At 28.9% G+C, this 15,734-nt stretch carries 17 protein-coding genes; 10 read left to right on the forward strand and 7 right to left on the reverse strand.

Annotated features, from left to right (window positions below):
• The first annotated feature begins 29 nt into the window (after positions 1 to 29).
• Positions 30 to 1,616, forward strand: coding sequence for a phosphoglycerate dehydrogenase (serA, locus tag AVANS_RS03860; protein ID WP_239818345.1), 1,587 nt, complete (start codon positions 30 to 32; stop codon positions 1,614 to 1,616).
• On the forward strand, positions 1,609 to 2,238 hold the full coding sequence (locus tag AVANS_RS03865) for a histidine phosphatase family protein (RefSeq protein ID WP_239818346.1): 630 nt from the start codon (positions 1,609 to 1,611) through the stop codon (positions 2,236 to 2,238). The genes serA and AVANS_RS03865 overlap by 8 nt, the downstream gene beginning before the upstream one ends.
• A gap of 399 nt (positions 2,239 to 2,637) precedes the next feature.
• On the opposite strand, the gene AVANS_RS03870 is transcribed toward AVANS_RS03865, so the two are convergent.
• The 4 genes from AVANS_RS03870 to AVANS_RS03885 form a co-directional block, all read right to left on the reverse strand.
• Positions 2,638 to 2,787 carry a hypothetical protein gene (locus tag AVANS_RS03870; RefSeq protein WP_239818347.1) on the reverse strand — a complete coding sequence of 50 codons (150 nt, stop codon included), beginning with the start codon at positions 2,785 to 2,787 and terminating at the stop codon, positions 2,638 to 2,640.
• 12 nt (positions 2,788 to 2,799) lie between these two features.
• The gene (locus tag AVANS_RS03875; RefSeq protein WP_239818348.1) at positions 2,800 to 4,485 is read right to left on the reverse strand and encodes a methyl-accepting chemotaxis protein; all 1,686 of its coding nucleotides are present in this window, start codon (positions 4,483 to 4,485) and stop codon (positions 2,800 to 2,802) included.
• Positions 4,486 to 4,552: 67 nt separating this feature from the next.
• Entirely contained in the window at positions 4,553 to 5,905 is a 1,353-nt protein-coding gene (mgtE, locus tag AVANS_RS03880; RefSeq protein ID WP_239818349.1) for a magnesium transporter, read from the reverse strand.
• A complete protein-coding gene (locus AVANS_RS03885) occupies positions 5,905 to 7,077 on the reverse strand; it encodes a peptidoglycan DD-metalloendopeptidase family protein (RefSeq protein ID WP_239818350.1) in 1,173 nt (390 codons plus the stop codon). The genes mgtE and AVANS_RS03885 overlap by 1 nt, the downstream gene beginning before the upstream one ends.
• 96 nt (positions 7,078 to 7,173) lie before the next feature.
• Here AVANS_RS03885 and AVANS_RS03890 point away from each other — a divergent pair, with 96 nt between their 5' ends.
• Genes AVANS_RS03890 through AVANS_RS03910 form a run of 5 tightly spaced genes read left to right on the forward strand, consistent with a single transcriptional unit; the run spans position 7,174 to position 11,083 of the window.
• Positions 7,174 to 7,869, forward strand: coding sequence for a plasminogen-binding N-terminal domain-containing protein (locus tag AVANS_RS03890; RefSeq protein ID WP_239818351.1), 696 nt, complete (start codon positions 7,174 to 7,176; stop codon positions 7,867 to 7,869).
• A 40-nt stretch (positions 7,870 to 7,909) separates the two neighbouring features.
• Positions 7,910 to 8,392: a lipoprotein required for motility gene (locus AVANS_RS03895; protein WP_336611575.1), complete on the forward strand. Its 483-nt coding sequence runs from the start codon at positions 7,910 to 7,912 to the stop codon at positions 8,390 to 8,392.
• Positions 8,368 to 8,754, forward strand: a complete 387-nt coding sequence (locus tag AVANS_RS03900) for a hypothetical protein (protein WP_239818352.1) — start codon at positions 8,368 to 8,370, stop codon at positions 8,752 to 8,754. Before AVANS_RS03895 ends, AVANS_RS03900 begins: the two co-directional genes overlap by 25 nt.
• On the forward strand, positions 8,751 to 10,052 hold the full coding sequence (locus AVANS_RS03905; protein WP_239818353.1) for a sigma-54 dependent transcriptional regulator: 1,302 nt from the start codon (positions 8,751 to 8,753) through the stop codon (positions 10,050 to 10,052). Before AVANS_RS03900 ends, AVANS_RS03905 begins: the two co-directional genes overlap by 4 nt.
• Positions 10,049 to 11,083, forward strand: a complete 1,035-nt coding sequence (locus AVANS_RS03910; protein ID WP_239818354.1) for an aspartate-semialdehyde dehydrogenase — start codon at positions 10,049 to 10,051, stop codon at positions 11,081 to 11,083. Before AVANS_RS03905 ends, AVANS_RS03910 begins: the two co-directional genes overlap by 4 nt.
• A gap of 120 nt (positions 11,084 to 11,203) precedes the next feature.
• On the opposite strand, the gene hemJ is transcribed toward AVANS_RS03910, so the two are convergent.
• From hemJ to glmM, 3 genes are read right to left on the reverse strand one after another with little or no spacing between them, the layout of a single operon-like run.
• Positions 11,204 to 11,647 carry a protoporphyrinogen oxidase HemJ gene (gene hemJ, locus AVANS_RS03915; protein WP_239818355.1) on the reverse strand — a complete coding sequence of 148 codons (444 nt, stop codon included), beginning with the start codon at positions 11,645 to 11,647 and terminating at the stop codon, positions 11,204 to 11,206.
• Positions 11,648 to 11,649: 2 nt separating this feature from the next.
• Positions 11,650 to 12,093 carry a signal peptidase II gene (gene lspA, locus AVANS_RS03920; protein ID WP_239818356.1) on the reverse strand — a complete coding sequence of 148 codons (444 nt, stop codon included), beginning with the start codon at positions 12,091 to 12,093 and terminating at the stop codon, positions 11,650 to 11,652.
• Positions 12,090 to 13,412: a phosphoglucosamine mutase gene (glmM, locus tag AVANS_RS03925; protein WP_239818357.1), complete on the reverse strand. Its 1,323-nt coding sequence runs from the start codon at positions 13,410 to 13,412 to the stop codon at positions 12,090 to 12,092. Before glmM ends, lspA begins: the two co-directional genes overlap by 4 nt.
• 98 nt (positions 13,413 to 13,510) lie before the next feature.
• On the opposite strand from glmM, the gene rpsT reads away from it, so the two are divergent.
• From rpsT to AVANS_RS03940, 3 genes are read left to right on the forward strand one after another with little or no spacing between them, the layout of a single operon-like run.
• Positions 13,511 to 13,777, forward strand: coding sequence for a 30S ribosomal protein S20 (rpsT, locus tag AVANS_RS03930; protein ID WP_239818358.1), 267 nt, complete (start codon positions 13,511 to 13,513; stop codon positions 13,775 to 13,777).
• A 7-nt stretch (positions 13,778 to 13,784) separates the two neighbouring features.
• Complete coding sequence (gene prfA, locus AVANS_RS03935) at positions 13,785 to 14,852, forward strand: peptide chain release factor 1 (protein ID WP_239818359.1); 1,068 nt, start codon at positions 13,785 to 13,787, stop codon at positions 14,850 to 14,852.
• The gene (locus AVANS_RS03940; protein WP_239818360.1) at positions 14,849 to 15,721 is read left to right on the forward strand and encodes a hypothetical protein; all 873 of its coding nucleotides are present in this window, start codon (positions 14,849 to 14,851) and stop codon (positions 15,719 to 15,721) included. Before prfA ends, AVANS_RS03940 begins: the two co-directional genes overlap by 4 nt.
• The last annotated feature ends 13 nt before the right edge of the window (positions 15,722 to 15,734 follow it).

Consider the following 15,734-nt stretch of genomic DNA (forward strand, 5'->3'; position numbering starts at 1 on the left):
AATAGAAATTTTATTTTAAAGGAGAGTAGATGAATAAGATTTTGGTTTTAGATGGGGTTAGCGAATTAGCTACAAAGATTTTAGAAAAAGATTGCAAAGTAATTGCAATCCCTAAAATTAGTGAAGAAGAATTGTTAAAAGCAGTTGTTGATACTGATGCGATAATTCTTAGAAGTGCTACTAAAATTACAGAAAAAGTACTTGAACACGCAAATAGATTAAAAGTAATCGGAAGAGCTGGTGTTGGGGTTGATAATATTGACATTAAAGCAGCTACTAAAAAAGGCGTAATAGTAGTAAATGCACCAAATGGCAATACAAATGCAGCGACAGAACATACAATGGCATTAATGCTAAGTCTTGCAAGGATGATACCGAATGCTCATACAAGTATTAAAAATGGCTTATGGGATAGAAAAAGCTTCGTAGGAATTGAGCTAAAGGATAAAACCTTAGGCGTTTTAGGATTAGGAAGAATTGGAGCAGGGGTTGCTGCTAGAGCTCAAGCTTTTGGAATGAAAGTTATTGGATATGATCCATATTTAAGCCATGAAAGAGCAGAACAAATTCAAGTTAAAAAATGCGAATTAGATGAGGTTTTTGCTAATGCTGATTTTATTACCTTACACTTGCCATTAACCGATGAAACAAAAGAAATGATAAATGAAAAAAGCATAGCAAAGATGAAAAAAGGCGTAAGAATTATTAATGCTGCAAGGGGTGAATGTATTAATATTGATGATTTAACAAAGGCTTTAAAGGATGGCAGGGTTGCAGGAGCTGCACTTGATGTATTTCCTAATGAGCCACTAGGAAATCACGAAATTACAACGCTAGAAAATGTTGTCCTAACTCCACATTTAGGAGCATCTACAATTGAAGCTCAAGAAGGCGTAGCCGTTGATGTAGCAATTGCTATTAAAGATGCTTTAAATGGTGAATTAGTTGTAAGTGCATTAAACGCTGTGCCAGTTAGCCCTGAAATGCTAAATAAAATTAAGCCTTATTTTAATCTAGTAAAAGCTTTAGGATTTATCGCTTGTGAAGTTAGTAATTCAGCTATAAAACAAGTTTATATTGAATATTCAAATATGTTTAAAGAGCTAGATACTAGGGCTTTAAGTCAAGTAATGCTTACGGGATTACTTAATTCTATTTTGCAAGAAAAAGTAAATATGGTTAATGCACCTGTTTTAGCTCAAAGTAGGGGAATTAGCCTAATAGAGCAAAAAAGTGATGAAGTAAATAATCAAATAAAAGTAAAAATCGTAAGCGAATTAGGAGAGCATGAAATAAAAGGTGCTTTAATGAGCGATAAGAGTGCTTATGTTAGCGGAATTGATGATTATGATATTAAATTTGAACCTACTGGGGTGCTGCTTTTAGTTCCACACGATAACGTGCCTGGTATGATAGGACAAATCGGAACTATTTTAGGTGCTGCTGGTATAAATATTCTTAGCATGCAAGTTAGCAAAACCCATGTAAGTGGTGAAAATATCATGGCAATTAGCGTTAATAAAAAGCCTTTAAAGAATGATTATAAAAAGCTTTGTGAATTAGCAGGAGTTCATGGGGTTAAGATAATTGATTGCAGTGAGATTTGCGATGATTAAGCTAATATTACTTAGACACGGACAAACAAACTGGAATAAAGAAGGCAGATACCAAGGACAAATTGATACTGATTTAAGCCCTTTGGGAGAAGAGCAAGCTAGCAAACTTGCTCTTGCTTTAAAGCCTTTAAAGATTGATTATTTTATTGCAAGCCCACTAAAAAGAGCTTATGAGACAGCTTGTAAAAGTGCAAAATATCATGATTTAGAAGTGATAAAAGATGAGAGATTGCTAGAGATTAATCACGGCACTTGGGAAGGCAAATTATCAAGCGAAATTGATGAGGATTTATTAAGACTTTGGAAGAGTGCTCCGCATTTAGTAAAAATGCCTAATGGAGAGAACTTAGATGATATTTTAGCTAGAGTAAAACTTGCTTTAGATGAGTATTTAACAAAATATGATGGAAAAACTATTGCAGTATTTGCTCATGATGCTGTTAATAAGGTATTGCTTGCTTATGTTTTAGGCTTAGAGCTTAGTTCGTTTTGGAATATAACTCAAGATAATACTTGTATAAATGTCTTAGAACTTTCAAAGGATTTTACAAAAATTATAACCTTAAATAATACAAGCCATTTAGGATATTTATTTACAGACGAAATTCAAAAAGGTTTATAAACTCTAATTCCTATTTCAAATTCTTAGAATTTGAAATAGGAAATTTATATTTATTTTAATCTTTACAAAGCTTTTAAATTATTATTTTTTACAAAACCATCTGATAAAAATCAAGGAATTTGAAATAGGAATTTGTTTTTATTACACGAGTGTAAAAGTCTAAATTTTAGTTTTTATACTTTAAAAAATCACTTAAAAACATTTAATACAAACTAAGATTTATAAATCCTAATTCCTATGTCAAATTCTTAGAATTTAAATTAGGAAATTAATCATTGCTTTAATCCCTAAAAAGCTGTTAATTAAAACATTTAGAATTAAATTATGATAAAAACCAAAGAATTTGAAATAGGAATTTGATTTTATTGTTTTAGTAGGTAAGCCCTTTATAAAAAGGGCTTATTTTAAGTCTTTCATGTATTCTAAGAATTCGTTCATTAATTCTTGTTCTTTTGCTTTTATTTTTGCAAGTTCAGCTTCTTGTTCTTTTTTCTTTTCGTTTTCTTTAATGTCGCTTTTAATCTGCTTTAAAGAATCTAAAAAATCCATAACAAATCCTTATCAAGTTCTAAACTCATTTAGTTTTTTGTTTAGCTGCTCTGTCATTTCGCTTAGATGATTTGCTGCACCTGCTATTTCTTCAACGCTTCTTGCATTTTCATTAGTGATTGTGTTCATATTATTTACACCACTTAAAATATCGCTCATATCTTTGCTTGTATTTAAATAATCATTCACAGTAGATTCACTAATCTTAACAGCTTCACTCATTACTCTTCCCATTTCATTAATAGTTTCTTGAGTATTGCTTGCTACTTGGGTTAGTTTGCTAATTTCTGCTGAGTTGCTACTCATTTGTTCGCTTGCATCTTTAATGCCTTGAACTATAACGCTAATTGTTGCATTAATTTCACTTAAACTCTTTTGAGTTCTTTCAGCAAGGCTTCTTACCTCATCAGCAACTACTGCAAAGCCACGTCCATGCTCTCCTGCACGAGCTGCTTCAATAGCAGCATTTAATGCTAATAAGTTTGTTTGATCAGCTACATCGTTAATTATTTCTAAAATAGATTTAACATTATCAGCATCACGGCTTAATTGCTCTATCTTACTAGCTAGTGAGCTTTCTATATCTGCACTATGATTGATTTGTGCTGTTAGAGTATTAATCGCTTGGTTTGCTACATTTATGTATTTGGTTGCATTGCTTAATTCATCTTTGCCTTTAACTGCACCAACAACTCCACTATCAAGGTTAGCTTTAGTGTTTGTTCCTTTGTTTGCAACTTCATTTACAATAACACTACCTTCTTCTGCACGCTTACCTGTTTGAAGACTTGTGTGGCTTAATTCGTTAGCAATTGATGCGTTTTCGTTTGAGATGTCTTTTGCTTCTGCTATTAATACTCTTACTTTTTCTAAGAAAATATTAATTGCTTTGCAAGCTTCAGCGATTTCATCATTACCTCTATCATCTAACTTTTTAGTTAAATCGCCATCTCCACTGCTAAGTTCTACTGATTTAGCTGTTAGATTGTTTAGTGGGCGAGAGATTTGTAATTTAATAAATATCATTATTAAAATTAGCATAGCAACAGAAATTACAATTGCAGCTGTTATAAATTTAAAGTTTGAGCTCTCAATTACTTCATCAATAAAATGTCCTGCTTCGTTAATTTGAGCTTTAGTTACATCCATATCAATAGTGCAACCATAGATAATATCCATATTTTTATCTTTTTTTGTATATGTTATTATACTTCTATCTTTATTAGCAATCTTATCAAAGAAAGTAACTTCAGTAAAACCACCACCAGCTAAGCCGTTTTTAACAAATTTCATTACATAGCTTTCGCCATTTTTATCTAAATCTGCTTTAAGGTTTTGACCTATTTTTTCAGGTTGGTAATGAACTAAATAAGTTCCATCAGAATTAATAGCAAAAAATCTTATATTTGCACTATCTAGATTCATATTTTGTAAGTATTCAATAGTGCTCTCAAGTGCATCTTCAGGACCATCTCCTGCTTTTACGAAGTCTTTATATAGTTTTTCTGTAAAGTGATAAAAACCATAAACAACACTTTTTGCAGCGCTTCTAGCATCGTTAATTGCTAAATCTGACACTGTGTTTTGAGAAACATCATCAATATCTTGCATGCCTTTGTTTGATATAAATATTAAGCTTATACTTAATATAAATAACCCAATGAAAATACACAAAGAAAGTTTCGTTGAAATTTTCATATTATCTCCTTAATTGATAATTTAAAAAGTTGAATTTAATCACATAAATGTTAAAATTAAATTAAATCTATAAAATAATTAGTTTTGCTAGCAATAAAAAGCTAAAAAAGCCTAAAGCATCTGTTGTTGCTGTAAGCAACACTGAGCTTCCTAAAGCAGGATCAAACCCACATTTTTTAAGCAATAATGGAATTAATGAGCCTATTAAACCTGCAAAACCAAGATTTAAAATCATTGAAATAAATATAACAAGGCTAAGCATAGGCATAGAAAACCAAAAATACGCAACTGCTCCTAAAATTATTGCAAAAATTGTTGCGTTTGAGAAAGAAATAGCTATTTCTCTAAAAATTATATTTTTTGAACTCTCATAGCTAAGTTCGCCTAAGGCTAGTTTTCTAATAGTAACTGCAAGTGCTTGAGAGCCTGTATTTCCACCCATTGATGCAACTATTGGCATAAGAGCTGCAAGGGCTACTAATTGTTCTATTGCGTCAGAAAACATAGCAATTACATGAGCTGAGATTAAAGAAGTGATTAGATTTACAATAAGCCATTTTGCTCTACTTTTTGCTGCTTTAATGGTATTTTCATCTTCGCTATCAATATCGCCAACCCCTGCAAAGTTATACATTTGCTCTGTTGCATAATCTTGAATTAGGTCGTGAATATCATCATAAGTTATTCTTCCTAATAATTTATTGTTGTTATCTACAACAGCTATTACGCTTAAGTCGTAATCTTGAACCATGGTAATTGCTTCTTGTATATCATCATAGTCTCTTACAAAGTGCAAATCTTTTGATAAGTCTTCGTTTTTATCTAGTATTTGCTTAAAAGTATCATTGAATTCATATAAAATTAAATCTCCAACATGAAGACTATAAATTAATTTTTCATTTTCGTCAGTTATAAAAAGTTGAATGATATGCTCTATTTCTTGGCTTTTTTTAAGTTCTTTATATTTTGTAATAGCGCTTTCTAAAGTATCATCTAATTTTGCCGTAAAAATCTCTGTTTGCATGTAAGCACCGGCTTTTTCATCATCGTAGCGTTTTAAGAATAATATATCATCTTGTTCATCTTTGCTAAGATTTGAAAAAATACGATTAGCTTTTTCATCATCTATTTCTTCAATGCTTTGCATTAAGTCGGTTGCATCATCGCTCTCTAACTCCCCTAGAGCAAGTGCAAGTTTTTTACTAGATGCAAGTTTTAAAACATCACTTAACATATGCTCAGGCATTAAAGTTGCTATATTTCCTAAGTCTTCATCATCAAGGCTTTTTATTATATTTTCATAAGCTTCATAATCATCATTTTTGATTATTTTTAAAGCTTCTAGTAATTCAGCGTAGCTAACATCTTTTTCATCTAAAAAATCTTGAATTATTTCAAAAGCTACTGCTGTATTTTTCATTAATTTAACTCCACGATATTTTCAAAGCTTTCTTCTTTTATAGGAGTAACTTTTGCTTCTAAAATATGTTTTATTTCATTTATATAATCTTTTACAACTAAATCAAATTTTTGTTTTTCTTTGCCAGTTAGAGCATCTTTTGTAATTCTTACGACACTAGCTGGGTTTATTGCTGTATTGTTTTTATACATACCAAAATGTAAATGTGGTCCTGTACTAAGTCCGGTTGATCCCACATAACCAACAATTTGACCTTGTTTTACACTATCACCTATTTTATAATTTCCAAACTTACTCATGTGTGCGTAAAGTGTCATATAACCACTTGAATGCGTTATTTGAATAACATTTCCATATCCGTTCTTAACACCCCTAAAGCTTATTTTTCCTGCTCCCGCTGCTTTAATAGGAGTTCCTTTAGGTGCTGCATAGTCAATTCCTAAGTGAGCTCTATATTTTTTAAGAATAGGGTGAAATCTACCTGGGTTAAATGGAGAGCTAATTCTTACATTTCCAACAGGTAGTATGAAAGTATAGCTTTCTAGTTGTTTTCCACTTTCATCATAAAAATCATTATCTCCATATTTAAATATATAATAAGGTTTTTTATTTACTTCTATCATTGCTGATTTTATATTTAAATCTCCATAAACTCTACCTAATCTTCTTTTTTGCGAATACACAATTACTACCTTATCATCTTTTTTCATACCTGTGTAATTAATTGTCCCTGCATAGGCTCTTAGTAATGCACTTGCTAATTTTGAGTTTTGGGTATTATCAATAATATCTTGATAAACAGATTTATTTATTTTAAATGTTAGATTTGTATTTTCTATTTTATAACTTATTGGTGTAAATGTGATTGCGTATTTATCTTCTAAATCTTTATATATTTGGATTTGTAAATTTTCGCTAATAGGAATTAAGACTTGTTCTATGTTTTCGTTTTCATCTCTTAATATTTGATATTTTATACCTGCAATTATTTCTGCTGTTAATTCTTTATCTTCTTTATCAAGATTGTGATATATGCTTAGTGGAATTTGATTTTTTTGTAAGAAAAATAAAAAGCTTTCCCCTCGTTCCCAAATTAATTCTTCCATTTTTAGTTCTTTTGAGATTAGATTTACACTTAAAAAAATAGATAAAATTAATATGATTTTTCGCATTATTTTCCCTTAAAATATAATAAATTTTTACAAAATAAGGCAAACATTTTACTTTTTTATGCTTATAATTTAGTAATTAATTTTAAAAGGATTGTTATGTTTAAGAAAACTTTTATTTTCTTTTTCTTTTCTTTATTTATGTATGCAAATCAAATTACAAGTGCTGTGATTGATAAGGTTGAGCAAGGCTATGTTTATGCACATATTGTGGATAATAATTTAAATTTAGATGAATTAAAAAATGGAGCATTTATAGTAAAAGATGTAGAAGAGCATTCTATTATTGTAGCTAGAGCTAATTTTGTATCTTTTGAAAATAATGTATTGAAATTAGAGTTATATACATTTTCTGATTTAAAACAAACCGCATTACCTTTGCCTGTTTTAGCACCACAAATAGGCGATAGGGTTGTATTAAATACTTATGTAAAACATACAATGTTAATTGCTCCTAGTAAGCAAGATTATGAAATGGTTCAAAATAATTTTAAAGATTTTATTTATTTTGATACGAATGTTTTTGCAGCTAATTTATATTCATCTTCTTTGATAGTTCCTAGTAGAAATGATTTAAGAGATTTTTGTAAAACATGGGTTGTAGGAAGTATTATGTATGTTGCAGAAGATAATTTAAGTTTATATGAATGTTCTTCTCTTAAAAAAATTGCTAGTTTTGAATATAAAGTAAATAAAAATGAAAATATTAATTTTTATTCAAATATTTCTAAACAATTAAGCAAAACAACAGATTATTTTTCATATTATAACGAGCTATTCAAGGAAAAGGAATAATAATTGCTTTAATGCATAAAATTATTAAAAAGGATTAATCGTGAAAAAATTAAGTGTTATAGCATTTGCTCTACTTATTTGTGCTTGCGTTCCACAAAAAAAGACAACAAATATTCAAGTAGAAAATAATACTCAAAAAACAACAGCTTATAAAAAAGCAAGTTATCAAGAGCCAGTTTTAAGTCCAGAAGAAGAAGCAGTTCGTCTTATGATATTTTCTGCAATTGGCGAAGGCATTCCACCACAAAACACTGTTTCTCAAGCACAAGCCTTAGCTTTAGCAAAAAGAGCAGCTTTAGCAGATGCTTATAGACAACTAGCAGGAAAGCTATATGGAATTAGAGTAAATTCAAGAGAAAATGTAAAAGATGCAATGCTAAGAAGCTCATTAATTACAACTTATGTAAATGGACTTATTAAAAATGCAAACATTACAGGTGAAGGCTTTAAAGACGGGCTTTACACTGTTGAGCTAGAACTTAAAATTGATAAATATAAATGGAACGAATTGTTCTCATATTAATAACTTTAGTAGGATTATTAAACGCAACTAATCCTGATTATATCTTTTGGGCTAGATTAAGCACTAATAATCTAGTCCTAACTAATGAAGAATTTCATCTAAGTCGTGCAATGAGTATTGATAAAAAGGCGAAATACTCTTATGTTTGTGAACTTAACGCTACAAAAGACAATATATATGAAAGCTTAAAAGATCAGCAAAGTAATTTAATTGATTGTGTAAATAAAGCAATAGTTAGTGAATATGTAGATGTAAATAATTTTAAAGCTAGTATTAAAACTTATTTAAGATTATTACCGATTTATTTTAAAGCTGAACAAAATCAAGGAAAAATACTAATTTTTACAAAGGATAAGGTATGAAAATAGCCATAGTTGAAGATGATATTAATATGAGAAAATCACTTGAATTATCATTAAGCGATGATTATGAGCTTAAAACTTATAAAAATCCAATAGATGCTTTAAAAGAGCTTGATGATAGTTTTGATTTAATTATTAGTGATATTAATATGCCAAAAATGGATGGACTAGAGTTTGTAAAAACTGCTTTAGAACAAAACATAAATGCTGAGTTTATAATAATTACAGGTAATGCTACTTTAAACAAAGCAATAGAAGCTTTAAGATTAGGCGTGAAAGATTTTTTAACAAAACCATTTGATTTAGAAAGATTATACGAAGCAATAAATAGAGCAAAAGTAATAAGAGAAAAAAAGGCTAAAAAAACAAAAAAAGAAAGCTTGATTAAGCAAGATGGTTTTTTAGGTAATTCAAGCGAATTAGACTTATTAAAAACTACTGCGCTAAAGGCTGCAAAGACTAATGTAAGTGTGTTTTTAAGTGGCGAGAGTGGGGTAGGAAAAGAAGTTTTTGCAAAATTTATTCACGAAAATAGCAAAAGAGCAAATAAGCCATTTATCGCTATAAACATGGCAGCAATTCCTGAAAATCTAGTAGAAAGCGAATTATTTGGCTATGAAAAAGGTGCATTTACAGATGCAAATAGCAATAAATTAGGCTTATTTGAATTAGCTAACGAAGGCACATTGTTTTTAGATGAAATAGGGGAAATGAGTGCTAGTTTGCAAGCAAAATTATTAAGAGTATTGCAAGAAAAGTGCATACAAAGATTAGGTGGAGCAAAACCTATAAATATAGATGTAAGAATTATAAGTGCTAGTAATATAAATATTCAAGAAAATATAAAAAATAACAAATTTAGAGCCGATTTATTTTATAGATTAAATACAATTATGTTAGATATTTTGCCACTAAGACGCCGTAAAGATGAAATAATAGAAATTGCAAATGCTACTTTAAAAAGAGTTAGCGATGAATATGATTTAGGAGAAAAATCATTAAGTGATGAAGCTAAAAAGCTTTTATTAGATTATGATTATCCTGGAAATATTAGAGAGCTAATTTCAATTATAGAAAGTGCTGCGATTTTAAGCGATGAAAATATTGTAAAAGCAAGTGATTTAAGACTTAATTTTACAAATAGTAACAAAACTAATATAAATGATTTAGAATTTGAACTAATTAAAGAAGCTTTAAAGCAAGAAAAGGATATAAAAGCAGCTGCAAAATTAATCTCAATGAGCGAAAAAGCTTTTAAAGAAAAAATGCAAAAATACAATTTAGGAGATGAAATATGAAAAGTATTGCAATCGTAGGTGCTAGCGGAGCAGTTGGAGAAGAAATATTAAATGTTTTAAACGAATATGATTTTCCTGTAAAAGATTTAAGATTATTGGCTAGTAAAAACAGTGCAGGCAAAGAAGTTGTATGGCGTGATGAAACTTATGTTATTGAAGAATTAGACGAGCATAGTTTTGATGAAGAAGATATTGATATTGCATTTTTTGCAGCTGGTGGAAGTGTAAGTGAAAAATACGCAAAAATAGCAGCTAGTAAAGGTGCTTTAGTAATTGATAATACAAGTTTTTTTAGAATGCATGATGATGTTCCTTTAATAGTGCCTGAGTGTAATCCGCAAGATTTTGCTAAGCATAAAGGAATTATCGCTAATCCAAACTGCTCAACCATTCAAATGGTTCAAGTTTTAAAGCCACTTGATGATGCTTTTGATATTAAAAGAGTTGATGTTAGCACTTATCAAGCAGCAAGTGGTGCAGGTAATTTAGGTATGAGTGAGCTTATGGAAGGCTTACAAAAAGTTTTTGCATTTGAAGAGATTAAACCTTCTAAATTTACTTATCAATTAGCACTTAATTTAATTCCACAAATTGATAGTTTTACAGAAAGTGGTTATACAAAAGAAGAACTTAAAATGGTAAATGAAACTCAAAAAATATTGCATAAAAAAATGCAAATAAGTGCGACTTGTGTGCGCGTACCAGTTCTAAGAAGCCATAGTGAAAGCATTACAATTACATTTAATAACGAAGTTGATTTAGATAAGGTTAGAGCAATTTTAAGCAAGGCTCCTAGTGTAGTTCTTATGGATAATCCAAATGCGAAAGCCCATAATGAAGAAGAGCCAAGCGAAGAATTACGCTATCCAATGCCACTTTTTACAAGCGATACAAATGAAACTTATGTAGGAAGAATTAGAAAGGATTTAAATGATCCTAAGATTTTGCATTTATGGTGCGTAGCTGATCAAATAAGAGTTGGAGCTGCAACAAACGCTGTAAGAATTGCTTTACTAGCTTTAAATAAATAATATTATTAGAATTTGAATTTCCTAATTCAAATTCTACACTTCAAATAGCTTTAAAATCCTTGTTTTTAGACATAAAAAAATAAAAGAATTTGAAATAGGAATTTCAAATTCTTTTTTAGATTAAAATGGTTTTATAATCATTGCAGTAACTATTCCAATCATTATAATTGTTGGAACTTCGTTATAGACTCTAAAGAATTTACCACTTTTTGTACAGGTATCGTTTTTAAGTTGTTTTAAATATCTTAAGCAATCAAAGTGATATATTAAAAGTAAAACAACGCAAAGCAATTTAAGATGAAAATAACCTAAATGCATTAGGGTAGTATTCGCACTAATCATTAAAATACCTGTAATAACTGTAACTATCATAGAAGGTTGTCCTATGAAGTAAAACAGTTTATCTTCTTGAATTTTTACAACTTCAACAAATTCTTTTTTATGTGAATGTTCTTGATGATAAACATAAAGGCGTGGCAAGTAAAACAAAGTAGCCATCCATGAAATAAATGCTAAAAAGTGTAACCATTTAATCCAATCATAATTATTTGTTAAAAAGTCCATTCTTAACTCCTTTTTTTAATTATTTCTTTTAAGATTATTATAAACACTCCTAAGTTAATGCAAACATCAGCAATGTTAAAAACAGCGAAGTTAAACCAGTAATGCCAAGCGATAAAATCAATTACACCAGGGTAAAAAAATCTATCGTAAATATTACTCATTCCACCTGCTAAAATGAATGATAAAGCAGAATAATTATCGTTTAGAAATTTTTTCTCTTTAACTAAAAATATTCCTGCAATCATTAATAAAATAATTTGTATATATTTTAAATATCCTTGTAAAAAACTTAGCATTGAAAACGCAACACCATCATTGAAAACTAAGTAAAAACTAATAGGGGTAAAATGCCATTCATAACCAGCTAAAAATATATTTTTACTTAATCTATCAAGTATTATTACAAAAATAATAATTAAAGAAGAATATATTAATTTCTTCTTCATACTAGCACACTTTTAAAGTATTTTACACATTCACTTTCCATTGCTTTTAGTGTTTTTTCATCCTCACATTCAAGCAATATTCTCATTAAATTTTCAGTTCCTGAATATCTAAACAAATAATTTACATTATTAATTTTAAGTTTTTCATATAATTTATCTATTCCTTCTAGGCTTTCAAGAGGTTTTTTTTCTGTTATTTTTAAGTTTGTTAAACTTTGTGGATAAAGTTTGATTTCACTAAAGATTTCGCTAGCTTTTTTATTTAATAATAGTTTAGCTACTTGAAGTGCAGCAACTATTCCATCACCTGTTTTTGCATAATCACTAAAAATTATATGTCCGCTTTGTTCTCCACCAAAATTATAATTTTTTTCTTGCATTGCATGTAAAATATACTTATCTCCAACATCAGTTGTAACATAAGAAATATTATGTTTTTTAAGATAATTTAAAAAGCCCATATTACTCATTTTACTGATTGCAACACCACTTAAATTATCATTATCTTTTAAAGCTTTTGCTAAGACACCTAATAAAATATCGCCATTTATAATTTCGCCATTTTCATCAACCACAACTAATCTATCAGCATCTCCATCAAATGCAAAACCTATATCAGCTCTTAATCTTTTTACTTCTTTTGCAAGCATATTTGGATGAAGTGCCCCACAACCATCGTTTATATTAATTCCATTTGGCTCACAAGCTAAAGTGATTACATCAGCACCAAGCTCAGAAAAAACTGCAGGTGCAACCTTATAAGCTGCTCCATTAGCACAATCTAGCACAATTCTTAGATTTTTAAGGGTTGTATTTTTTGGGAATGAATTTTTAATATGAACTATATATCTTCCTATAACATCATCAATTCTTTTTGCAGAACCTATTTTATCTTTTATCACAAGATGGGAATTAATTAAGTTTTCATCATTAAAAATTTTATCAATTTCAAGCTCGTCAGCTTCGCTTAATTTAAAACCATTTGCATCAAATACTTTTATCCCATTATCATAATAAGGATTATGAGATGCACTTATCATAATGGCAAAATCACATCTCATATCTTCACTCAAAAACGCCACAGCAGGTGTAGGCATAGGGCCAATTTGTAATACATTAAAACCTACTGCATTAAGCCCACTTACGATAGCATTTTCTATCATATAACCACTTCTTCTTGTATCTTTTCCTACTATTACTTTTTTTGTTACAGCTTTGTTTTTAAAAAATATTCCTATCGCCATTGCAGCTCTTAAAGCTTTAAAAGCACTCAAATCGCTACCTGCAAAGCCTCTAATTCCATCAGTTCCAAATATCATTTTTAGCCTTTCACTATGATTTTAATTTTAAATTAAGATTATTTTAACAAAACTTTACTAAAATCATTCTTTTAAAAATTTTTACGAAGGAATTTTTTATGGCAAATCATAAATCATCAGAAAAAAGAGCTAGACAAACAATTAAAAAAACTATTAGAAATAGATTCTATAGAACAAGACTTAAGAACATTACTCGTGCAGTTCGTGAAGCAGCATTAGCTAATGATAGCGAAGCAGCAGCAGCAGCTTTAAAAGTAGCTAATAAAAAAATTCATGAAATGGTAAGCCGTGGTTTTCTAAAAAAACAAACAGCTTCAAGAAAAGTAAGTCGTTTAGCGCTTTTAGTAAATAAAATTGGTGCTTAATTTTTAAATGCTAGCAAGCAAACTTGAGCCTTTCTTAAAACGCTATGAAGAAATTCAAGCGTTTTTAAGTAATATTGAAAATACTTCAGATTTAGCAAAAGTTACAGCCTTATCAAAAGAACAAAAAGGTTTAGAGGATATAGTTGAAGTTGCTAAGAAATATTTAAATACTTTAGAATCAATTGAAGAGAATAAGACCTTATTACAAGATCCTGAATTAGGTGAATTAGCTAAAGATGAATTAAAATATTTAGAAGATTTAAAACCTAAGTTAGAAGATGAAATAAGAGTGCTTTTACTACCAAAAGACCCTAATGATGAAAAAAATATTTTCCTAGAAATTAGAGCAGGAACTGGTGGAGATGAAGCAGCTTTATTTGTTGGAGATTTATTTAAAGCATATGCTAGATATGCAGAAAGTAAAGATTATAAAATAGAGATTGTAAGTCAAAGCGAAGGTAGTGCAGGTGGATTTAAAGAAATTATTTTATTGATTAAGGGTGATAAAGCTTATTCAAGGTTAAAATACGAAGGTGGAACACATAGAGTTCAAAGAGTTCCTGCTACTGAGTCTCAAGGAAGAGTTCATACGAGTGCAATAACCGTTGCAGTTATGCCTGAGGCTGAGGATAATGACATACAAATAAATCCAAATGATTTAAAAATTGATGTTATGAGAAGTAGTGGGCATGGTGGTCAGAGTGTTAATACTACTGATTCTGCTGTAAGAATTACTCATATTCCTACTGGACTTGTAGTTGTTAATCAAGATGGGAAAAGCCAACATAAAAATAAAGAAAGTGCTTTAAAAGTATTAAAAGCAAGACTTTATGAAATGCAAGAGCAAGAAAGATTAGCAAAGGAAAGAGAAAGTAGAAAATCTCAAGTAGGAAGTGGAGATAGAAGTGAAAGAATTAGAACTTATAATTATCCACAAAATAGAATAAGCGATCATAGAATAAATTTAACTCTTCATAGATTAGATATCATTATGCAAGATGGTTTGTTAGATGAAATTATAGAACCTTTAATAGCACACTATCAAGCAGAGGCCTTAAACGAAGCTAATTTATGACAAAAGTATTAGCATACATACTTGTTATAATAGTTGTAACAAGTGTGTTTTTATATAAAAATAATCAAAAAGAACAGATTGAAATTTTAAAACAAAAGCAAGAAGAAGAATTATTAGTAAAAAGTTTAGAAAGATTTTATTTAGCTGGAAAGGTTGAATGCTATAATCATTCTGAATGTAATATAGATAATGGAGTTTCTAAATATTTTCAATTTTCTAATTTATATCTAAGAAATAGACAAGATTTAATAACTTTTTTTAAATTATTAGATAAAGATAGTAAAGATTACAGAGCAGAGTTTATTAAAAAAAATAATTTTGAATATTATTTAAGTGATGGCAGTTTTTTTAATAATCCGATAAATAATATTGACAATTCTCATAAAGAATTTGAAATAGGAATTAAGAAATTAAGATTTAAAAACAATATCTTAGATGATTTTGCATTTTTAACTTGGTATGTAGATATTAGTTCTTATCAAACAATTATTGATACTTTTAAAAATATAAATGTTAGTCTAAAAACAAAATATGAAATTAAAAATTCTCATCTTGGTTTAGATAAATTAGACTTAGAATTAAAGCTTACCTTGGTTGATGAAAGCAAAATCAAGCTTATGATAAAAAATAAAAAAATTGAATTAAAAATGGAAAATTATGATTCGTTGAAAATAATATTTATAGAGTTTAAAGAAATAATAAAAAAGTTTCTTGGAAACAATAAAGATATTATATTTTTTTCTGATTTATTAACTCATTATGATGATATTGTAAATCCAAAAGTAAAAAGTATTTCTTTATCAACTAATAATCTTTTTGATACAAAAAATATCCTATTTGTAAGCACATATAAACTTGAATCAAATTAACATTTATTTATAA

This window comes from Campylobacter sp. RM5004 (assembly GCF_022369455.1).
Taxonomy (GTDB): Bacteria; Campylobacterota; Campylobacteria; order Campylobacterales; family Campylobacteraceae; genus Campylobacter_E.